This is a genomic window from Cohnella endophytica, assembly GCF_003628305.1.
Taxonomy (GTDB): domain Bacteria; phylum Bacillota; class Bacilli; order Paenibacillales; family Paenibacillaceae; genus Cohnella; species Cohnella endophytica.
In genome coordinates, this window is sequence record NZ_RBZM01000002.1 from 331,774 (window position 1) to 351,999 (window position 20,226).

The window sequence follows — 20,226 nt, forward strand, 5'->3', positions numbered from 1 at the left end:
GGTGTTAATCCTCCTTAAAGTCACGAACTCGACTTCATAAGCCGTTCCACGCGACTTTCTATCTCTTCCTCCGTCAACAATCCCCCGATAACGACTTCTTGGATTTTCCCTTTCGGGGTAATAAAAAAGGTCGTGGGATATTGCTTCAACCCGTAGGCTCTCTCCGTCTTCTTGTCTTTGTCTTGCAGTATGGGAAAGCTTACGCCGATCTGGCGAATGAAGCTCTCTACGGTTAGCTTGTCTTCGCTTAGATTAATGCCCACCAATTCGAGCCCTTGATCTTTCCATTTCTCGTATTGTTGCTGCAAGGCCGGCATTTCGTTGCGGCAGGGCGGGCAGAAGGTGCCCCAGAAATTCAGGATGAGAGGCTTGCCTTCGTATTCCTTCAAATTATGAACGCCGCCGTCCAGTCCGGCGAGCAGAAAGTCGGGAGGAACATCCCCGCGTTTAAGTACGACACTCTTGGAAAACAGCGAATTGCCGACCGCATAACCGCCTACGATCAGCACGAGTGCCAGAATAACGTATTGAATCGTTTTACGATATCGACCCATTTGAAAGTTAACACCACCTAATCCGATACTCCCATTGTAGCGGAACGTATCTCTAGCATCAATCGACACTACTTAGTATACGTTGATTTCATTGGATTTTATCGTTTCTTGTTTGTCTAATTTAGTACAATGTAATCTAAGTCAATCTCGCATGAATTTTCACTTCCTATGGGTAATGTATGGGTAAAAAAACCGTCGGAGTCTCTCACCGAGGACTGCTGCGACGCATTCAATTTACAGCTACAACGTCAAAGCCACACCGGACGATCTCCGGCGCTGAACAGTTCATGGAAAGAAAAGACTGCATCATATGATGGAGAAGCCTTCAATTTTATTTCACCTCTTTTCTAGACTTTTCTAGATTCCAGATGAAGACGACTTCTCAATATGGATTAATTGGATTTTCTTCATCATAAAAAGTATATTTTGAGGCTTAAAACCGAAATCGGTGCTTGACCAGAGGAGTTGATGCGAGTATGAAAAGTTGGCGAAAAATCTAACGGTTGCGAGCGACGCTATTCGGGTAAAAATGGGGTTTACAAAATGTAACGGTTGCCAGCGAACCTATTCCCCGTTATTTCGTCTGCAGAGTGGCTGTTTCGTCCAAATAAGCACTTATACAACCGTTAGAAAATAAACCTCCGTTTCTGGTGCCGATTAAGCGCTATGACAACCGTTATCGTAGCATTGTTCCAAACAGGTCACTCATTCGAAGCTAACCCGTTGATCAAGCACCGATTTCTTGGTTAAGCTGATTTTGAAACATAAGAAGTCATCAGATATGCTGTGCTACGAAAACGATCTACAGAGCTTTTGACCGCTTGCATAACCATCTGCATATAACACTACACCACCTGAAATCCCCTGAAACGCACATGGCTTACCATTTTCGTATCCCTCTATCGTATGCGTATAAGCAATCAATACAAATCGGTGACCCCGTATTTTTCGTTCAAAAAAGAGGGCACTATATCTAACCAATGAGTTCCTGACCTTATCGTACCCTTCGACAACAATGGCTCATTTACACAGATACAAAGCCCTCTGCGAGAAATTTCCTCATAACTTCTGCCGTTACGGGCGCGCTAAAGTAATAGCCTTGTCCGATCGCGCACGAGTTACGCTTCAGAAAGCTCACCTGCTCTTCCTTCTCGATCCCTTCCGCGATAAGCGCCAAATTCAAATTGCGGCCCATATCCACGATCGATTTCACCATCAAGCCTTGATTGGATGGATGATTAATATCGTCGATAAAGGACTTGTCGATTTTGATACTATCGATCGGAAGATGCTTCAGATAACTTAAAGAAGAATATCCCGTTCCGAAATCGTCCATGGACAATCTTACGCCGAGCTCTTTCAACCGGGACAGAATGTCTGTGGAGCGCTCGATATTTTGCATAATGCTTTCGGTAATTTCCAAATCCAAATATCGAGGAGCCAGTCCGGTTTTCTCCAGCGCCTCCGTAACCGAACCGAGGAAATGCTCGTCATCCATCTGACGAACGGAAATATTGACGGAGATCGGGATCGCTGGAAATCCCGCGTCCTGCCAAGCTTTGTTCTGCTCGCAAGCCTGCCTAAGCACCCATTTGCCCAGCGGAACGATTAGACCGGTTTCCTCTGCCAGCGGAATGAATTGAGCCGGAGGGATTAGACCATTTTGCGGATGCAGCCAACGTATCAAAGCTTCGACGCCCACTAACTTCCCGGTTTCCAATTCGACTTGCGGCTGATAGTGAAGGATCATCTCTTGATTATCCAACGCTTTTCTTAATCCACCCTCTAGCTCCATCTTTCTGGAGGACACATCCAGAAGCTCGGGAGAGTAAAATTGGAAATTGTTTTTTCCCCGTTCCTTAGCCAAATACATGGCGGTATCCGCGTGTTTGATTAACGTCTCCTCATCCGTCCCGTCCTCGGGATAGATTCCGATGCCGATGCTTGGCGTTACAAAGTATTCTTGATTGTCGATTGCGATCGGAGACGTAAACACATCGAGCAACCGCTGCGCGACTTCAGCCGCTTTTTCTTTGGAGATGTCCTCCATGCAAATAATGAACTCGTCGCCGCCTTGCCGCGAAACCATTCCTTCATCGCCGACGGTATTTTGGAGCCTTTGGGATACTTTTTGAAGTAATTGATCGCCTACGGTATGCCCTTTCGTGTCGTTGATGATCTTGAAACGGTCCAAATCCAGGAACATCACCGCTACCGTTCGATCTCCTTCGGAATTCAGAATCCGGCTAAGATGCTGCTTGAACCGATACCGATTAGGAAGTTCGGTCAAGGAATCGTGGTAAGCCATGAATTGAATCGTTCTTTCCGCTTTCTTTCGCTGCGTAATATCCCGCACGACCACTTGGTGTGCGGATCTTCCCCCATACAAGATAGGCATCGCCGACATTTCCACGTCGATTCTTTTTCCGTCCAGCCGGTTCAGCATAAATTCGAACGTTTTTTTCTCTTCGCGCTCGTTTTCGATCTGTTCCAGCACGTGAGCCGGTAAATACGCTTTTACCGGTTGTCCGATTAATTGCGCCGCGCTCGACGAACCCACAAGCTTGAAGCCGGCCGGATTAATGTAATCGATTTTCCCCCTGCTGATTACCGCAATCATATCCGGTAACGATTCTACCAAACTACGATAACGTTCTTCGCTTTCTTTGCGATGGGTGATATCGAATAACACGCTCGTAAAATCCACGAAATTGCCCTTGGCATCGAATATCGGAATTCCCCGATCGAGAATCCAACGATGCTCTTCGTCGGGGCGCACGATCCGATAGGTGCTCGTAATCGGCTCCCCTATCGATAACTTCTTTTCCCTTTCTTCGATAATGTGCATATCCTCAGGTACGACTACTTTTTTCCATAACGATTTATCTTCATAAAACTGTTCCAAAGAATAGCCGTAAAGCTTCTCGATTCCTTGGGTAATCAATAACGTATCGGACGATAATTCGTGGGACCAGATGGCCACGTCTAGCGTATCGAAAATATTTTGCAGCTTTTGCTTGTTTTTCGTTAGCTCTTGCTTCGTCCTGTTCATGCTTCTCTCGATAAGGAACAGGATAAATAGAGTCGCCATTAGGATAGAAAACTGCAAAACGAAATAAAAGCCCGTGCGTGCCGAAACGAATGTAAATCCGATTTCGATTCCGAGCTCCGCAATAATAAAAAGGCCGAAAATGACGATAAGTTTCCGGTTTTGTAGCTTGAATATAGGTTTCATTAGATCGAGCTCCCGTTGTTCATCCTTAACAACCCCGCTAATTGCGATAGTATTCGACATAATTCTACCATATTCATGCTTCTTCGACATTCATCTTATCGTTCAACGAAAAAAACCGGGGGCAAGGGCAAAGGCCCCTACCTCCGGTCTTAAACACGTGTGACGCAATTTGACGTTACGAGTCGATGCTGGCGGCGATATCCTGAAGCATTTTCAGCTCTTCCGAGGTAAGCTTGCGATGCTTGCCTCGTTGCAGGTTGTTCAGGTACAATCCGCCGAAGGAAATCCGCTTCAGTCGGGTGACCGGATGATGGATCGCATCGAACATCCGGCGAACTTGGCGATTGCGACCCTCGTGAATCGTAATGGCGATCGTGGCGAATTTGCCGGCGGGATCGATATCATGGTACTCCACTTCCGCCGGAGCGGTCATCCCGTCGTCAAGCTTGATGCCCTTCTGCAGCTTCTCCAGCGCGTTTCCGTGCGGAACCCGCTCCACGGTCGCATGATAAGTCTTCGGCACATGGTGGCTCGGATGGGTCAGCTTATGCGCTAAGTCGCCGTCGTTCGTGAGCAACAGCAAGCCTTCGGAATCATAGTCGAGACGACCGACGGGGTACAACCGCTCCTTGACTTCCTTCAAGTAGTCGGTAACGACGCTCCGGCCTTGGGGATCCGATACGCTCGTGATGACGCCCTTCGGCTTATTGAACATCATATAAATCTTCGTTTCTTTTTTGATCGGCTTGCCCGATACCGTAATGACGTCCACGGCGGGATCGGCTTTCTTGCCGAGCTCGGTTACGATTTCTCCGTTAACCGCGACTTTCCCGGCCGCGATGAGTTCTTCGCACTTCCTGCGCGAAGCGACTCCCGCGTTCGCAAGCACCTTCTGCAATCTTTCTTCCACGGTGTTTCACCTCAACACCCATCATACCAATCCGAACAACAACCAGCAAGCGGCGACCGATGCGAAAAATCCGATAAAGTCCGAGAATAGTCCCACCTTAAGCGCGTATCGGGAATTTCGTATGCCTATGGCGCCGAAATAGACGGTAAGCACGTAGAGGGTCGTGTCCGTGCTTCCTTGAATGGAAGCAGCGATGCGGGCGATGAAGGAATCGGGTCCGTGCACCTTGATTAGATCGGTCACGAACGCCATGGATCCCGCGCCCGTAATCGGTCGCAACAAGGCGAGGGGAAGTACTTCGCCCGGAACTCCGATCCTTTCCAGCAACGGTCGGATTAACCCGATCATCGCGTCCATCGCGCCCGAGGCGCGGAACATGCTGATCGCGGTCATCATGCCGACGAGATGGGGAATGATGCCGATAGCGGTCTGGAAGCCGTCCTTGGCTCCGTCGATAAACGTTTCGTATACGGGTACTTTACGTAAGGATGCGTATAAAGGAATAAAGGCGATAAGCACCGGGATAGTCCATGTAGATATAATCTGAATGAGCGAAATCATGCGGTTAGCCTCCCTTGAGGGAAGCCGGCGGCGTTTGCGCGAGTCGAGGCGTTTCGATTGGCGGCGCGGTTTTCGGAGGCTTGCGGTCGCGGCTGCGATACCATCTATCCGCCAAGATGGCCGCTCCCGTGGAGACGAGCGTGGCCAGCAAGGTCGGCGCGACGATGTCCGCCGGGTGAACGGAACCGAAGTTCATCCGTATCGCGATCATCGTCGTCGGGACAAGCGTAATGCTCGCCGTATTGAGCGCGAGCAGCGTGCACATGGCGGGCGTCGCAACCGTCTCGTTCGGGTTCAGCTTCTGCAGCTCCTGCATCGCCTTAATCCCCATCGGCGTCGCGGCATTGCCTAGCCCAAGCAGATTCGCGCTCATGTTCGACAGGATGTATCCCATTGCCGGATGATCCTTGGGAACATCCGGGAACAGCTTCCGCACGATCGGGGCTAGCAACCGCGAGAGCTTGCGAACAAGCCCCGCTTCCTCCGCGATTCGCATAAGCCCCATCCAGAAGACGAGAATACTGATCAGCCCCAAGCAGACGGTGACCCCCGTCTGAGCGCCTCCGAAAGCCGCCTCGGCAACTTTCTCCATCTTGCCGTTCGCGGCGCCGAACATTACGCTGACGACGATCATGCCGAGCCATATCCAGTTCACCATCAGGAAGCTCCCCCTTCCATGAACAAGGCTTTTAATACAGATCTGAATGAAGCCGCGAAGGTCGGATGAGTCGTTACTGGCGAAGGTTCCGCTATTCCGGCCATATGCTTCTCCCGTGAACTCGATTGCTCTTGTTGAGATAACCCGCGACTGGGATCATCGACGAACGGAACCGCTCCGATCTGCTTTCCGTCCAATACGAATCGAAGTTGCCCGCGATAGCCGAGCTTGTAATCCGCCGTGCCCTCGCGGAGCGGCGCCATGGACACGACCAGTCTTTCGCGTTCTCCTTCCGCGAACGGATAAATAAATTCCTTCGTTACTTCGTAGGGATAACCCGCGATCGGTTCGCCGGCTTTCGTTACGCTCGCAAGGGGAAAACGGGCGAACCCGAAATCCAACAAATTACGATGATCGGCCCAATCGTCCCGGTCATTCAGGGTGACGGCCACCAGTTGTTGGCCGTCGCGCGTAGCCGAGCTGACGAGCGTTCGCAGAGCTTGCTTCGTGTACCCGGTTTTGACCCCGTCCGCCCCTTCGTACATCGTCAGCATTTTGTTTTTGTTCACCCACTCGTATTCCCAAGGATCATTCGGGTTAGGGACTTTTTTGATTCGCGTCTTAACGATCTCTTTGAAGTCCGGATTATGCAATGCATATACGGTGAGCTTGGCCAGATCGTTCGCCGAAGAATAGTGGCCTTGCTCGTCCAATCCGTGAGGGTTCATGAAATGGCTGTGCGCGAGTCCGATTTCGTCTGCCTTTTTGTTCATCAGGTACACGAAGCCTTCGACGGAGCCTCCGACATGTTCGGCGATCGCCGTGGCCGCATCGTTGCCGGATCGAAGCATAAGTCCGTACAAAGCATTTCTTAAGGTCATTTTCTCTCCTGACTTCAAGTAGATCGAAGACCCCTCTTTGCCGGCCGCTTTGGCGCTTACTTGGAGGGTGCTGTCCATATCTCCGTTCTCGATCGCCACGATCGCGGTCATGATTTTCGTCAAGCTCGCGATTTTCATCGGCTCGTCTCCGCGTTGACTGAACAAAACGCGGCCGGACGCGACATCCGCTAGCGAAGCGGCGCGCGCTTGGTTGCCGGGAGGCTTCGGCGTCTTTGCCGTTCCGAGAGCCGCGGTCGCTTCTTCCGCGTAAGCGTAATCGCATGCCGCGTTTGCGAATAGTAGGGCCGATACGGCCAGGCAGCTAATCCGTAATGCGAGAGCGCATCGGTTGCCGGCAAGGGTGAGCATGCTTTTCCTCCTCTAGCCGCAGGAGCGGTGTCATCGTCACTAACAATTTTATGTATGCATGTCCAAAAGTATGTAAGACGAAGGGCGTAAAAAAAAGCGGATGCGCGGGATCGTTCCCGGCGCAACCGCTTCGGTCGTAACCTTTACATGATATTGTTGGAAGAGCCCGAGCGACCGGAGTCGATCGTCGAATCGGCATTTCTCTGGAACGCGTTTTTGATTTTGTCGACCCATAGCGGAGCGGCATCGATAAGTCGTTCGAGAATGTGGGTTTGGTTATCCAGAGGAACGACTTTTACTCCATGTGCGCCGACGACAAGAAAGGCGATCGGCGTAATGGATACGCCGCCCCCGCTACCTCCCCCGAACGGTAAAGACACGGAAGCGTTATGGGCATCCTGTCCATCGGATTTCTGGCTTGAACCTCCGGACGAATCCTCCATCCCGCTGAATTCGCTACCGCCTGCCGCGAAGCCGAATCCGACTTTCGATATCGGCATAATGACGCTGCCGTCTGGAGTTTGCACAGGCTCGCCGACGATCGTGTTGACATCCACCATATCTTTAATGTTTTCCATGGCGGTTTGCATAAGGCCGTTAATCGGATGCTGAGACATCATCTTCTCCTCCTTTCGTGTACCTAATTTGCCCGACTTCTAGGTCTGTTTATGCGCTCCGCACCTCGCTCAAAACTTCCAACGCCCCCATGTCATGCTTGTCGCGGACCCGCGGACCAACTGCGCCAAGCGCGCAGAGCTTTGCCGAGACGAATTGTTCGCCTACCCAGTTTAAAGAAGGAGGCAAGGGCCGTTCCGAGCCGTATGCGGAAGTCCGCTTCCCAGACGATCGTGAATTCCTTGGCCGAATAATTGGGTACGACGGACCCGTGCGGCGAAGTTTTTAGCGTCAAGAACTGCCCGACTGCCCCGGATGCGCAGCCGGACGCCGCCCATAGGAGCCCGGTCACGAAGGCGGTCGAAGCCGCGTCCCCCGTTCCGACCTTAAAGTCGAGTCGCCATCTGGTGCATTCGACCTTTTTTAGCGATTGCCGTGCCCACTTCCTGAATTTGTTCGTCGATCTCATGATGGAACGATAGGCCTTCACGTTTCGCGTGATCGTTCCTTTTCCGATTATTCGTTTTTTCTGTCCGGGTTGACCGGCCAAGCTGCCTTCTCGCTTTGCGCTGTAAGCGACTCCCCAGTCGCGGAATACGATGGATGGCACGAGAATTTGATGGTGGAATAAGCCGTAGAAACCTTGTACGACGATAACAAGCTGATCCAGCTTGCCGCTTCGCGAGTAACGGACGCGGACGCGGATCCGGGAGAACAATGCTCCGGCTATGCCTATGATTAAGACCGCCAATATGCTCCAAAGCCAGAAGGCCATACTTCCCCCGCCTTTCTCAGGGGTAGTATGACCTTCTGGCATTTCTTCAATCCGTATCCAGTTCTTTGTCGAGATCTTCCATCGAGAGTTGACGTCCTTCGATCCGGTCGAACAACATTTTCGTTCTTTCCTCGAGTTCGTCGTCCCCGTCCGTAAGGGTAGGCTCCGGCAAGCTCGTAATGCTCGGTAGCCCGAAATAATCCAAGAACGACTTCGTCGTACCGTACAGAATCGGCCGGCCTAATGCGTCCGCGCGTCCTTTTTCCTCGATCAAATCTTTGTTCACGAGGTTATGCAAAGCACGATCGGCTTTGACGCCGCGTATTTCCTCGATCTCGACCCGCGTAATCGGTTGCCGGTAAGCGATAATCGACAACGTCTCCAGCGCCGCTTGGGATAACGAGGAACGAGCGGGTGAATAGGCCAGTTTCTCGAAGTAGGGCGCGTGCTCGATCACCGTCGTCAATCGATAGCTTCCGGCGACCTCGGCGATCCGGATTCCGCGATTTTTTTTCACGAGCTCCTTCTGAAGATCCTTCAGCACGTCTTTGACGACTTCCAAATCCGATTCCACGACGTCGGCCGCCGTCCTGGCGCTGATTCCTTCGTCGCCGGATACGAACAGAAGTCCTTCAAGTACTGATTTCAATGTCGAGTAATCCATCGTTATCCTCTCTCCCCGTCCACGTCAGCACGATTTCATCGAACAAAGCGTTTTGATGGCAAGAAACCCATTTGCGCTTCATCAATTCGAGAATCGCCAAGAAAGTGACCACGATTTCCTCGCGGTCGTCTCCGTCTCCGAGCAATTGGGAGAACAGGAGCCTTCCATCATAAGCTCGGCTCTTGAGCGTGTCGATGATATCCCGGATCCGATCCTTCACCGATATTTCGTCCTTGCGAATGGACGATACCCGATGCCGGCCGGCGAGCCGTCGCATTGCCTTCTGGAAGGCATTAACGAGGTCGTCCACGTGCAAACCTTCGACCGGATTCGTCTGCACGACTTTCTCGAACGGCGACAAATCGGCAGGCTCTCGCGTGTAGACTTGGCTGCGATCCCACTCCTTCTCCCGCAACTGACCGGCAACCGATTTGAACTTCCGGTATTCGATCAGCTTGCGAATGAGCTCTTCACGCGGGTCGTATCCTTCGTCCTCGTCGACGGTAAGCCAAGGCTCGTCGGTAACCGGGGGCTTCGGCAGCAGCCCTCGGCTCTTCATGGACAGCAACGTCGCGGCCATGACGAGAAACTCGCTCGTGATGTCAAGCTCCAGCTCTTGCATCGCCGCCAGGTATTCCATATATTGATCCGTAATGTCGTTAATCGAAATATCCTGGATATCGATTTCCGCTTTATCGATGAGATGCAGCAGCAAATCGAGCGGTCCTTCGAACGTTTCCAGCTTGTACAGCATCGCCACGCGCGGTTCTCCCCCTGCCTCGTACCTCTTGCCTAATCTTTAGACCGTAAACTGACGGGACAAATTCGCCATCTCGATCGCCGTAGACGCGGCTTCCCAGCCTTTGTTGCCGGCTTTCGTGCCCGCGCGCTCGACCGCCTGCTCGATGCTGTCCGTCGTCAACACGCCGAAGATCGTCGGCACGCCCGTTTTCAAAGAAATCGCGGCTACGCCTTTGGCGACTTCGTTGCAGACAAAGTCGAAATGCGGCGTAGAGCCGCGGATGACCGCTCCCAGCGTAATAACGGCGTCGTATTTGCCGCTCTCGGCCATCTTCTGGGCGATGAACGGAATTTCGAACGCTCCGGGTACCCAAGCGATCTCGACCTCGTTCTCTTCGGCGCCATGGCGTTTCAGAGCATCAAGCGCTCCGCCTAGCAATTTCGACGTAATAAACTCGTTAAACCTTCCTACGACTACCCCGTATTTTAAACCTTTGGAAATCAAATGACCTTCGTATACGACTGACATTTCGTTCATCCTCTCTAGTTTGCATGCTTATTTTATAGAACCTGAGCTTACATATCGGTTAAGTTAACCTTGTCAAATGTCGGAGTCCTTCTCGCCTTCGAAGGAAAGCAGATGACCCAGCTTCGCTTTCTTCGTATGCAGGTACCCCGTATTGTCTTCGTTCTCGGTCATCTGGATCGGCACGCGTTCCACGACGTTCAGGCCGTATCCTTCCAGGCCTTTGATCTTCCGAGGATTATTCGTAAGCAACCGAATGTCGCGGACTCCAAGATCTTTCAATATTTGCGCTCCGATACCGTAATCCCGCAGATCGGGAGCGAACCCCAACTTGATATTCGCGTCGACCGTATCCAATCCCTGCTCTTGCAGCGTATACGCGCGCAATTTGTTGATTAGGCCGATGCCTCTGCCCTCTTGCCTCATATAGAGTAGCACGCCGCTGCCGGCTTCGTCGATTTGTCTGAGTGCCGCTTCTAACTGAGGACCGCAGTCGCAGCGATGGGAGTGGAATACGTCGCCCGTCAAACATTCGGAGTGAACCCGCACGAGCACGGGTTGGGTGCCGTCGATCGTTCCTTTAACGAACGCGACATGTTCCTTGTTATCCACTTCGTTCGTATAGGCGATCGCTTGAAACGTCCCGAAGTCGGTCGGCATACGAGCCTCGACTTCGCGTTTGACCAGCTTTTCTTTCTCGTTGCGGTATTGGATCAAATCCTTGATCGTAATCAGCTTCAGGTCATGCTGCTCGGCGAATTGTTCCAGATCGGGCATTCTCGCCATCGTACCGTCTTCTTTGATGACCTCGCAAATAACCGCGGCCGGCGACGAGCCGCACATTCTGGCCAAGTCTACCGCGGCTTCCGTATGTCCGGCGCGTCTTAGAACTCCGCCCTTTTTGGCGATTAGCGGGAAAATATGTCCCGGTCTGCGGAAATCGCCCGCCTTAGCGGCCGGATCGATCAACGCTTGGACGGAGACGGAACGTTCATGCGCGGATATGCCCGTGGTCGTCGAAATATGGTCGACGGAGACGGTGAATGCCGTACCGTGATAATCCGTATTGTGACTGACCATCGGCGGGAGGTCAAGAGCTTCCGCTCTCTCTTGCGTAATCGGCACGCAAAGAAGTCCTCTTGCTTCCTTGATCATGAAGTTGATGACTTCCGGCGTCGCCTTGTCGGCAAGCGCGATCAGATCCCCTTCGTTCTCGCGGTCTTCGTCGTCGACGACGATGATGACCTTGCCTCTCATGAGATCGTATAAAGCATCCTCGATCGTATCGAATCGTTGTTGAGTCATTTTCCTTGCTCCTCTCACATAAAACCGTTATCTCTCAAAAAAGCTTCCGACAACCCGCCTTGCTTGCGGTTAGACCCTCTCTCCCGAAGATTAAGAAGATGGTCGACGTATTTGCCGAGAATATCGCATTCGATATTCAGCGAATCTCCTGGATTTTTGTTCTGCAGAACCGTCTCCCGCAACGTATGCGGAATGATGGATACGGCGAATCTGGCCTGCTCCCTGTCCACGTCGACGATAGTCAAGCTAATGCCGTCGAGCGTAACCGAGCCTTGCTGCACGATGTGCCTTAACAGATCGGGTTCGTCCGGCTCGATCGTGAATACTACGGCGTTAGCTTCCGCCTCTCTACCCCGTATCGTTCCCGTTCCGTCGACATGCCCTTGAACGAGATGTCCGCCGAATCTCCCCCCGGCCATCATCGCCCTCTCCAGATTCAAAGGGCTGCCCGTCCGGATCGATTGCAAATTCGTCTTCCGGTAAGTCTCGGGCATGACGTCCACCGCGAAAGCGTTTCTGTCGAATTCGACGACGGTTAAACAAACGCCGTTAACCGAAATGCTGTCTCCCAGTTTAACGTCTTCGAGCACCCTCGATGCTCCGATTGTTAGTATCATTGCCTCGCCCCTTCGTTGAACGGAACGAAGCACTCCCATTTCTTCAATAAGACCCGTAAACAATGACTTCCCCTCCCGTTAAGCGAGCGACGGCGCGGCTTCGGCGCCATCCGCCGAACCGCTCTTGTCCGCCGGGTATCCCGTCAAACACCAATCTTCGCCGATCTGCTGCATCGTGACGCGTTCTAGCCGCATGACGTCCGACATCAACTCCGGACCGCCGAACGAGAACGCGGACGGAGCTCCTTCCGCACCTACGATGATCGGAGCATAGAACAACATCAGCTTATCGATCAGGCCCGCTTCCAGCATCGCGCCATTCAGGACGCCGCCGCCCTCGAGCAGGATGGAACTGATCCCGCGTTCTCCCAAGCGAGCCATCGCTTCCGCAAGATCGACGCGGGAGCCGGCTCCGCAGCGCAACACTTCGACTCCAAGCTTTCTTAAGCGGTCCGCCTTCGATTCGTCGGCGGCTTCCGTCGTAACGACAATGCTCTCGGCCTCCGAGTTAAGCACGCGCGCCGTCTCCGAAATTCGCAGCTTCGAATCGATCACGATCCGGGTCGGATGAAGACCCGGTACGTTTAACCTCGTCGTCAGCTCGGGATCGTCCGCGAGTACCGTGCCCACGCCGACCATAATGGCGCCATGCCTGTGTCTTAGCGTATGAACCGCTTCTCTCGATTCGGCGCCCGTAATCCAACGGCTATGTCCCGTCTTCGTAGCGATACGTCCGTCCAAAGACATCGCGGTTTTCAACGTTACGAACGGAAGCTTCCTCGCGATGTACTTATTGAACGTTTCGTTCAGTTCGATCGATTGACGTTCGAGTATGCCGACTTCGACTTCTATGCCCGCTTCTCTCAGCCTTCCGATCCCTCTGCCCGCGACTAGGGGGTTCGGATCCGTCGTCGCCACGACGACTCGGACGACGCCTTCGGAAATCAGTCGCTCGCAGCAAGGAGGCGTCGTTCCGTAATGGCTGCAAGGTTCGAGCGTCACGTAAGCCGTAGCGCCCCGAGCTTGTTGCCCCGCCATATTCAGGGCATGCACTTCCGCGTGTCCTTCGCCCCGCTTCAGATGTGCGCCCATGCCGACGATGCGCCCTCCGTTCACGACGACGCAGCCGACGACGGGGTTCACGCCGGTTTGACCGGATGCTCCGCCCGCCAGATTCAATGCCAGCCTCATGTAAAACTCGTCATTCAGCAGTTCCATAAATGTCTCCTTCCCCGCCGTTCAATGATCGAAACGCGGTGTCGCCAAGGTCGATAGAACAATAAAAAAACCCCCGAGTTCGTAACCTCGGGGGTGTTAGATGCACAGCGTTAAATAAACCTTCATACCTGTCCGGATATTCGATGGCGGGAACAAACGTTCACGAACAAACCCGCGGTTATTAAGCGCGGATGATCGGGTACGGTTGTTCGGGCAAGCTGAAACAGCCCTTCGGAGCGCAGGATTGTGAAAAAAAGAACAAATAAGCACGACGTTCTTCTTTCTCTGATCGCTACGCCTTCGTTGCATCTTATGGACACGGCATGACCGCGCTGTGCTTCCTTCTCCCATCCAGACTTTAACTGTCGGTCCCGGATTCGCACCAGGTCCACCGAATTACGCTCGCCGGTTAACCGGTAGCAGCAATTACGGGTCACGGACTGACGGCCGCGAACGCATCGGCAATTCGCTCGCCGTTGGTTCATCGTGCCGATCACCGCCGGTGGGGAATTACGCCCCGCCCCGAAGGTAAGCAACTTATTGAAAGAAAGTGTACCACCATGCCGTCTAAATTGCAAGCCGTGAACTTGGAATTAAACCCCATGCAAGTACGGCGTTAGTATGGACGGAAACGAAAAAGAAAAACCCGCACTTGTTTGCCGACGGGCAAAAGCGCGGGAGGAGATGAAGCGTCGCAAGCGAATTAGCTTACGCGGATCGAATCCATTTTTTCTTGACCCTTCAGGGCGTCGACGTGCTCCATGCCGGACGATACTTTGCCGAAAACAGTATGTACGCCGTCAAGATGTGGCTGCGGATTAAAGCAAATATAGAACTGGCTACCGCCCGTGTTCGGTCCGCGATGAGCCATCGCCAAGCTTCCGCGCTCGTGTTTGTTCTTGTTATGCTCGCAATTGATCGAATATCCGGGTCCGCCCGTTCCGTTGCCGTTCGGGCAGCCCCCTTGCGCTACGAATCCCGGAATAACGCGATGGAAAGGAATGCCGTCGTAGAAGCCCTCGTTCGCAAGCTTCTCGAAGTTAGCGACCGTATTCGGAGCATCCTCGTTAAAAAGATCCAATACGACCTCGTTGCCGTTAGCCAATTTAATTACCGCTTGTTTAGACAAATCGTTTACCTCCTTGAATCAATTCGCTTTATTGTACACCAATTTTCTCGGAGAAGGAACTTCCCATGCGAAGAACGTTCCCCGGCGACGCCAAAAAGACACCGGCCCGATTAGCGGGCCGATGTCCGATCGGACATCGCTTATTTCGCGACGGCTTGCTTCTGCAGGCGTTGCGGAATAATGTCGTTGCCGACGATGTTCGTGTAGGACTCGCGCGAGACGACGAGATCCGCTTTGCCGTCTTTGACGAACACGACGGCGGGACGGCGAATCCGGTTGTAGTTGCTCGCCATGGCATAGTTGTATGCGCCCGTGCAGAATACGGCAAGCAGGTCGCCGGACTGTACGGCCGGAAGCTTAAGATCCCAGATCAACATATCTCCGCTCTCGCAGCATTTGCCGGCTACGGAGACGACTTCTTCCAGCGCGTCGTTCGCGCGATTCGCAAGTACCGCTTCGTACTTCGACTCGTACAGCGCCGGACGCGGGTTGTCCGTCATGCCGCCGTCGACCGCGATATATTTGCGTACGCCGGGAATGTCTTTGCTTGTCCCTACCGTGTACAGCGTCGTGCCGGCATCGCCGATAATGCTGCGTCCCGGTTCGATCCATACTTCCGGCAGAGGGAATCCCGCGTTCTCGCAAGTCGTGCGCACAGCTTCGGCGATCGATTGGACGTATACGCCGACCGGTAGGGGTTGATCGCCTTCCACGTAGCGGATCCCGAAACCTCCGCCCAAGTTAAGGACGGTAAACGTATGGTTCAATCTGTCGCGAATCTCGACCGCGAACGCGGCGACTTTCTCTACCGCCATGCGGAAGCCTTCGACTTCGAAAATCTGCGAACCGATATGGGAATGCACGCCCAGCACTTTCAGGTTCGGCAAGCCGATCGCGGTTTCGATCGCGATAAAAGCCGTGCCGTTGCCGAGATCGAAGCCGAACTTCGAGTCTTGCTGACCCGTGGAAATATAATCGTGCGTGTGCGCTTCTACCCCCGGGGTAATGCGCAGCAAGACGTTAACGCGTTTCCCTTTGTCCGCGGCTAGCGCGTTCAGAAGGTGAAGCTCGTTGAAATTGTCCACGACGAAACAGCCGATGTTCGCGTCAAGCGCCATTACGATCTCCTCGGGCGTCTTGTTGTTTCCGTGGAAATGGATGCGCTCGGCCGGGAAGCCGGCTTGCAGCGCCGTATAAAGTTCGCCGTCGGACACGACGTCGAGGCTCATGCCTTCTTCTTCGGCTACGCGGCACATCGCCATGACGCAGAACGCTTTGGAAGCGTAAGCGACTTGATGGCGAAGTCCCGTCGAGCGGAAAGCTTCCATGAATTCGCTGGCGCGTTGGCGCACGAGAGCCTCGTCCACGATATAGAGCGGCGTACCGAATTCGCGCGCCAAGTCCGTTACGTCGCAACCGCCGATTTCTAGATGACCTTTGCCGTTTATTTTACTCGTACCATGCAAAAACATATCTTATTCCCCTTTAGCGATAATTCCGGCGGCCATTCGACCGGATTCCGGTATTTGCTCGAATAACCTGAGTATATCGGAAAATCGCCTTGCGGGAAATGGAGGATTTATCACATCATTTGCATTATTGACTTTACTGCGGTTGCTTGCGCTGTTTTTTGGTCCGGTAGATGGACAACCTCTTCTTATTCGAAGATAACGGTTTCCGGAAAAGGATGCCGCTGAAAGCTTTCGCGTTAAACGGAAGAAACGGCCATAGATAGGGCGCGTTAAATGAACGCTCGAACGCGAGAAACAAGAACACGAAAGTCGTGCCGACGACAAATCCGATCTCGTGGAAAAAGAACACGGCAAGCAATAATCCCAGTCTGATTATTCGGTTGGCCAGCCCCAATTCATAACTGGGCGTCGCGAACATTCCGATCGCGGATACCGCCATGTACAGAATGACTTCGTTGATGAATAGCCCGGTCTTGACGGCGATATCGCCGATCAAGATGGCGGACAGCAACGTCATGGCCGTGACGAGCGGAGCCGGCGTATGAACGGCGGCGAGGCGAAGCAGGTCGACTCCGACTTCCGCGATAAGGAACTGAAAGATCAACGGAATCTGTCCTACCTTTTCCGCGCCCACGAACCACAGCCATTGCGGTCGAATCATATGTCTGTCGTTGAACAGAAACCAGAGCGGCATCAAGAAAAGAGAAGCGAACATGCCCAGGAATCGCACCCAGCGCATATAGGTGCCCATAAACGGATTTTGACGGTTTTCTTCCGCATGCTGCACGAGATCGAAGTATGTCGTCGGCAGCAGAATGGCGCTCGGAGAAGTATCCACGATGACCGTGACGCTTCCGTCCAGCAGTTGCGCGGCCACTACGTCCGGCCTTTCCGTGTATCGAACGAGAGGAAAAGGACTCCAGCTGCTGCTGACCGTCATTTCCTCCAATTGCTTATCCGCCAGAGGCAGACCGTCGACGTCGATCGCTTTGATTTTATCGCGGATCGATTCGACCAGGTTTGTATTCGCGATATCGTCGATATAGCCGATGCAGACGTCCGTCTGCGTGCGTCTGCCTACCTTGAGAATTTCAAAGCGCAAGTTCGGATCCCGCAGACGCCTGCGAATGAGCGCAACGTTTACGATCAAAGTTTCCGTGAATCCGTCTTGGCTTCCCCGCACGACTTTTTCTAATGAAGGTTGTTCCGGATTTCGCGCGGGATAAGATTTCGCGTCGATCAGCAAGACGGCGGGCTCGCCGTCGACGTAGAACGCCGTATTGCCCATTAGCACCTCGTCGATCATCTGCGGGAACGAGGTCGATTTCTTGATCTGGATCGCCGGAACGTAATTTTCCAGGAATATCCTCATCGCGTCGTGATCCATGGTGCTGTCGGGTTCTAGGTAAGTAAGCCGCTTGATAATTTCCATCAAAGAGGTGTCTTTGGCGAATACGCTCAGGAACAGAAGCGCTACGCGCTTGCCGCCGAAGATCATGTCTCGAACTTGCACCTCGAAGCTTTTGTCCAGACCGATCGTCTCGACCAACAGCTCTTTCCACGACTCGATGTCGTCGGGTATGCGTTTCTGCCGCTTCCGGGTCTGCTCGGAGTCGGATGGCTTAAAGCCCGGTTGCTCGTTGTTCGCGCTTTGATCGTCCTTGGTGCCTTGATCGTCCCGGGATCTTATCTCGCCGGTTGCTTCGCCCCCCTCCTCGGAGTTATGCTCGTCCGCCGCCTCAGCGCCTTCATCCTCCTTTTCCGTCTCGTGCTCGTTCCCGCTTCTACGGCCTTTACGTCTTTTGGATGAGCGCTTCGGCTCGTATTTGAATGCGGGGATTTCTTCCGCTTTCTTCGTCTCCCGAATATGTCGCTCTTCCGTTAATCTCTCACTTTCGCCGTTCTCGTCCGGCGCCGGGGGAACTCCCGGATTTTCCTCCTGGCCCAAGTCCATGCTTCCGTGTTCGGTAGGTTCCATCTAAGTTCACTCTCCTCTATGGATGCAGCCATAACCAATCGACTATCGATCCCGTCACTTTGCCTAGCACCATAGCCATCAATAACGACAATAAATAGGGCTTTAGCTTGAATCTTTTGGAAACGATCGGAATGACGTTCAGCACTTCGGTCAGCGCCGCGGCGAACATCCCGACGAATAAGCCTTGGAAGATGGCGGGAAGCAACAAGGAATAGTTATGGAGCTTCATCGACCAATCGAATTGATCCGCGCAACTCCAATACAGGGCTCCTAACAAGATCGCGGATTCGAACGCGGCTGAGCGCCGATAGGCTCTCGTAAGTTGCACGAGCCGGGGAATGAGATCCAGCACGATCAAGAGCGCCACGAAGGCGCTTCCGACCGCGAAGCCTCCCGCCAGGCCGACTGTGCCCAACAAGACGCCTTGCAAGACGTCAACCACCCGCTCCCTCCTCCCGTTCATCGTGTTTTTTGCGGTACTCTTCCGTAATGACGTAATGGTTAACATTCTCCTGATACATGAACATTTCGACCTCGAGAGGATTCGGTTCGTCGTTAAGGCGCTTGCGAAGCAGACGATTAAAGAACAACAGCATGCCCATTCCAACCCCGATCGAATAAGGAATCTGAAAGAGCCACGGATGCGAAACCGACTTGCCGGTAATTAACTCCGTGATCCGATGCTGTACGGCGGGCATGTTCACGTCCGCATGAAAGTTCATCATGGCCATCCCCGAACCGAAAAACAGCAATAGCCAAGCCAGCACGAGGATTAACTTGCGCGGCTGCACGGTTCCGGCGGGCGAAATCTCGAGCAATACGTGCGGCTCGCCGAACGTCTCGATGATCAACCCCGGCTCCGCTTCGCGAATCGCCTTCACGACCTGAAGCATGTCGATCAGCAGTAAATTGCCGTCCTTCTCGGTAATGCCGTGAAGCGGCAACTTTCTTAACCTTTCATGCAAGCGCTCCTCGGTGACCAATCTCGCCACGTCCCCCAGAAGGACGACGGATTTCGGCCGCACGACGGCTCTGCGACGCATTCGCACGTACACGACTCTGGATTCGTCCGCATTCGAGGAACTCACCTGCGCATCCCTCCTTTGCCAGCATTTCGTTTAGTATGGTACACAATGGGCCTAGATATGAAAAAAAGCAGGCCCTATCCGCGACTGCCGGACAATTGGCCTGCTCTTCGTATGTTTATTCGCCATGGATGCCTTCCCCCGACCCGTCGCTATTGCGCGATCTGGTCTTTGATGCTTTGCAATATCTTTTTCTCCAGCCGGCTGACTTGCACTTGGGATATTCCTAGGCGCCCGGCGACTTCCGACTGGGTCTGATCGCGGAAATACCGCAAATATACGATTAGCCGCTCTCGATCGCTCAGTCCTTGAATCGCTTCGGTCAACGCCAGCTTGTCGAACCAACGTTCCTGCGACTCGTCGGCGATCTGATCCATGAGCGTGATCGGATCCCCGTCGTTCTCGAACACCGTCTCGTGGATCGACGACGGAGGTTTATTCGCTTCTTGGGCAAACACGATTTCTTCGGGCGTTACGCCGATCTCCTCCGCCACCTCGCCGATCGTCGGCGCGCGGCCGAGCCGCTTCGAGAGCTCGTCTTTTACTTTGCGCACGCGATTCGCCATTTCTTTGAGCGAGCGGCTAACCTTCAGCGTGCCGTCGTCGCGCAGGAAGCGCTGGATTTCTCCGATGATCATCGGCACGGCGTAGGTCGAGAATTTCACCTCGTACGATAAATCGAACTTGTCGACGGACTTCAGCAGTCCGATGCAACCGATCTGGAACAAATCGTCGCTATCGTAGCCCCGATTCGAGAACCGTTGCACGACCGACCATACTAAACGTATATTGCTATTGACGAGCGTATCCCGCGCGGTCGTATCTCCGGATTGACTAAGCGCGATTAGGCGCTTCACTTCATTGTCATCCAAGTAAGCCGGCGGCGACGATCGTTTCCATTCTGAGTCCATGCCTCCAACCCCTGCCGCACGG

The 20,226-nt window shown here is 53.3% G+C and carries 20 protein-coding genes and 1 riboswitch; all 20 genes read right to left on the bottom strand.

Translation table 11 applies throughout. The annotated features are described in order from the left end of the window. Positions 1-20 precede the first annotated feature (20 nt). Positions 21-554 carry a redoxin domain-containing protein gene (locus D7Z26_RS03690; RefSeq protein WP_120974712.1) on the bottom strand — a complete coding sequence of 178 codons (534 nt, stop codon included), beginning with the start codon at positions 552-554 and terminating at the stop codon, positions 21-23. 1,024 nt (positions 555-1,578) lie between these two features. Next, a complete protein-coding gene (locus D7Z26_RS03695) occupies positions 1,579-3,789 on the bottom strand; it encodes a sensor domain-containing protein (protein WP_120974713.1) in 2,211 nt (736 codons plus the stop codon). Between the two features lie 175 nt (positions 3,790-3,964). Continuing rightward, the gene (locus D7Z26_RS03700) at positions 3,965-4,699 is read right to left on the bottom strand and encodes a pseudouridine synthase (protein WP_120974714.1); all 735 of its coding nucleotides are present in this window, start codon (positions 4,697-4,699) and stop codon (positions 3,965-3,967) included. 21 nt (positions 4,700-4,720) lie between these two features. Further along, positions 4,721-5,260: a spore maturation protein gene (locus D7Z26_RS03705; protein ID WP_120974715.1), complete on the bottom strand. Its 540-nt coding sequence runs from the start codon at positions 5,258-5,260 to the stop codon at positions 4,721-4,723. A 4-nt stretch (positions 5,261-5,264) separates the two neighbouring features. Then, positions 5,265-5,918 carry a nucleoside recognition domain-containing protein gene (locus D7Z26_RS03710; protein WP_120974716.1) on the bottom strand — a complete coding sequence of 218 codons (654 nt, stop codon included), beginning with the start codon at positions 5,916-5,918 and terminating at the stop codon, positions 5,265-5,267. Continuing rightward, positions 5,918-7,168, bottom strand: a complete 1,251-nt coding sequence (locus D7Z26_RS03715; protein ID WP_120974717.1) for a D-alanyl-D-alanine carboxypeptidase family protein — start codon at positions 7,166-7,168, stop codon at positions 5,918-5,920. Before D7Z26_RS03715 ends, D7Z26_RS03710 begins: the two co-directional genes overlap by 1 nt. A 143-nt stretch (positions 7,169-7,311) precedes the next feature. After that, complete coding sequence (gene ytfJ / locus D7Z26_RS03720) at positions 7,312-7,785, bottom strand: GerW family sporulation protein (protein ID WP_120974718.1); 474 nt, start codon at positions 7,783-7,785, stop codon at positions 7,312-7,314. Positions 7,786-7,877: 92 nt separating this feature from the next. Continuing rightward, entirely contained in the window at positions 7,878-8,558 is a 681-nt protein-coding gene (locus D7Z26_RS03725; RefSeq protein ID WP_158602178.1) for a DUF2953 domain-containing protein, read from the bottom strand. 46 nt (positions 8,559-8,604) lie between these two features. Next, positions 8,605-9,222 (bottom strand): SMC-Scp complex subunit ScpB, encoded by a 618-nt coding sequence (gene scpB / locus D7Z26_RS03730; protein ID WP_120974720.1) that lies wholly within the window; start codon positions 9,220-9,222, stop codon positions 8,605-8,607. Next, entirely contained in the window at positions 9,191-9,976 is a 786-nt protein-coding gene (locus D7Z26_RS03735; protein WP_120975015.1) for a segregation and condensation protein A, read from the bottom strand. Before D7Z26_RS03735 ends, scpB begins: the two co-directional genes overlap by 32 nt. Before the next feature lie 45 nt (positions 9,977-10,021). Continuing rightward, positions 10,022-10,492, bottom strand: coding sequence for a 6,7-dimethyl-8-ribityllumazine synthase (gene ribH, locus D7Z26_RS03740; RefSeq protein ID WP_120974721.1), 471 nt, complete (start codon positions 10,490-10,492; stop codon positions 10,022-10,024). Positions 10,493-10,564: 72 nt separating this feature from the next. Continuing rightward, positions 10,565-11,794 (bottom strand): bifunctional 3,4-dihydroxy-2-butanone-4-phosphate synthase/GTP cyclohydrolase II, encoded by a 1,230-nt coding sequence (locus D7Z26_RS03745; RefSeq protein ID WP_120974722.1) that lies wholly within the window; start codon positions 11,792-11,794, stop codon positions 10,565-10,567. A 14-nt stretch (positions 11,795-11,808) separates the two neighbouring features. Further along, the gene (ribE, locus tag D7Z26_RS03750) at positions 11,809-12,474 is read right to left on the bottom strand and encodes a riboflavin synthase (RefSeq protein WP_120974723.1); all 666 of its coding nucleotides are present in this window, start codon (positions 12,472-12,474) and stop codon (positions 11,809-11,811) included. A gap of 15 nt (positions 12,475-12,489) precedes the next feature. Next, positions 12,490-13,629 (bottom strand): bifunctional diaminohydroxyphosphoribosylaminopyrimidine deaminase/5-amino-6-(5-phosphoribosylamino)uracil reductase RibD, encoded by a 1,140-nt coding sequence (ribD, locus tag D7Z26_RS03755; RefSeq protein ID WP_120974724.1) that lies wholly within the window; start codon positions 13,627-13,629, stop codon positions 12,490-12,492. Positions 13,630-13,964: 335 nt separating this feature from the next. Beyond that, a riboswitch (FMN riboswitch) is annotated at positions 13,965-14,163 on the bottom strand. A 169-nt stretch (positions 14,164-14,332) separates the two neighbouring features. After that, on the bottom strand, positions 14,333-14,758 hold the full coding sequence (locus D7Z26_RS03760) for a peptidylprolyl isomerase (protein ID WP_120974725.1): 426 nt from the start codon (positions 14,756-14,758) through the stop codon (positions 14,333-14,335). A 140-nt stretch (positions 14,759-14,898) separates the two neighbouring features. Next, on the bottom strand, positions 14,899-16,230 hold the full coding sequence (gene lysA / locus D7Z26_RS03765) for a diaminopimelate decarboxylase (protein WP_120974726.1): 1,332 nt from the start codon (positions 16,228-16,230) through the stop codon (positions 14,899-14,901). Positions 16,231-16,363: 133 nt separating this feature from the next. Next, positions 16,364-18,208: a spore germination protein gene (locus D7Z26_RS03770; RefSeq protein WP_233566597.1), complete on the bottom strand. Its 1,845-nt coding sequence runs from the start codon at positions 18,206-18,208 to the stop codon at positions 16,364-16,366. A gap of 16 nt (positions 18,209-18,224) precedes the next feature. Continuing rightward, positions 18,225-18,650, bottom strand: a complete 426-nt coding sequence (locus tag D7Z26_RS03775) for a stage V sporulation protein AB (protein ID WP_120974727.1) — start codon at positions 18,648-18,650, stop codon at positions 18,225-18,227. Next, a complete protein-coding gene (locus tag D7Z26_RS03780; RefSeq protein WP_267900962.1) occupies positions 18,643-19,296 on the bottom strand; it encodes a stage V sporulation protein AA in 654 nt (217 codons plus the stop codon). The genes D7Z26_RS03775 and D7Z26_RS03780 overlap by 8 nt, the downstream gene beginning before the upstream one ends. A gap of 149 nt (positions 19,297-19,445) precedes the next feature. Further along, positions 19,446-20,204 carry an RNA polymerase sporulation sigma factor SigF gene (sigF, locus tag D7Z26_RS03785; protein WP_120974728.1) on the bottom strand — a complete coding sequence of 253 codons (759 nt, stop codon included), beginning with the start codon at positions 20,202-20,204 and terminating at the stop codon, positions 19,446-19,448. Positions 20,205-20,226: the final 22 nt, after the last annotated feature.

What these genes read in the sequence shown, in the direction of transcription:
- D7Z26_RS03690 (WP_120974712.1), bottom strand. Translation starts at nt 554, where the DNA reads ATGGGTCGATATCGTAAAACGATTCAATACGTTATTCTGGCACTCGTG.
- D7Z26_RS03695 (WP_120974713.1), bottom strand. Translation starts at nt 3,789, where the DNA reads ATGAAACCTATATTCAAGCTACAAAACCGGAAACTTATCGTCATTTTC.
- D7Z26_RS03705 (WP_120974715.1), bottom strand. Translation starts at nt 5,260, where the DNA reads ATGATTTCGCTCATTCAGATTATATCTACATGGACTATCCCGGTGCTT.
- D7Z26_RS03710 (WP_120974716.1), bottom strand. Translation starts at nt 5,918, where the DNA reads ATGGTGAACTGGATATGGCTCGGCATGATCGTCGTCAGCGTAATGTTC.
- D7Z26_RS03715 (WP_120974717.1), bottom strand. Translation starts at nt 7,168, where the DNA reads ATGCTCACCCTTGCCGGCAACCGATGCGCTCTCGCATTACGGATTAGC.
- ytfJ (WP_120974718.1), bottom strand. Translation starts at nt 7,785, where the DNA reads ATGTCTCAGCATCCGATTAACGGCCTTATGCAAACCGCCATGGAAAAC.
- D7Z26_RS03725 (WP_158602178.1), bottom strand. Translation starts at nt 8,558, where the DNA reads ATGGCCTTCTGGCTTTGGAGCATATTGGCGGTCTTAATCATAGGCATA.
- scpB (WP_120974720.1), bottom strand. Translation starts at nt 9,222, where the DNA reads ATGGATTACTCGACATTGAAATCAGTACTTGAAGGACTTCTGTTCGTA.
- D7Z26_RS03735 (WP_120975015.1), bottom strand. Translation starts at nt 9,976, where the DNA reads ATGCTGTACAAGCTGGAAACGTTCGAAGGACCGCTCGATTTGCTGCTG.
- ribH (WP_120974721.1), bottom strand. Translation starts at nt 10,492, where the DNA reads ATGTCAGTCGTATACGAAGGTCATTTGATTTCCAAAGGTTTAAAATAC.
- D7Z26_RS03745 (WP_120974722.1), bottom strand. Translation starts at nt 11,794, where the DNA reads ATGACTCAACAACGATTCGATACGATCGAGGATGCTTTATACGATCTC.
- ribD (WP_120974724.1), bottom strand. Translation starts at nt 13,629, where the DNA reads ATGGAACTGCTGAATGACGAGTTTTACATGAGGCTGGCATTGAATCTG.
- lysA (WP_120974726.1), bottom strand. Translation starts at nt 16,230, where the DNA reads ATGTTTTTGCATGGTACGAGTAAAATAAACGGCAAAGGTCATCTAGAA.
- D7Z26_RS03770 (WP_233566597.1), bottom strand. Translation starts at nt 18,208, where the DNA reads ATGGAACCTACCGAACACGGAAGCATGGACTTGGGCCAGGAGGAAAAT.
- sigF (WP_120974728.1), bottom strand. Translation starts at nt 20,204, where the DNA reads ATGGACTCAGAATGGAAACGATCGTCGCCGCCGGCTTACTTGGATGAC.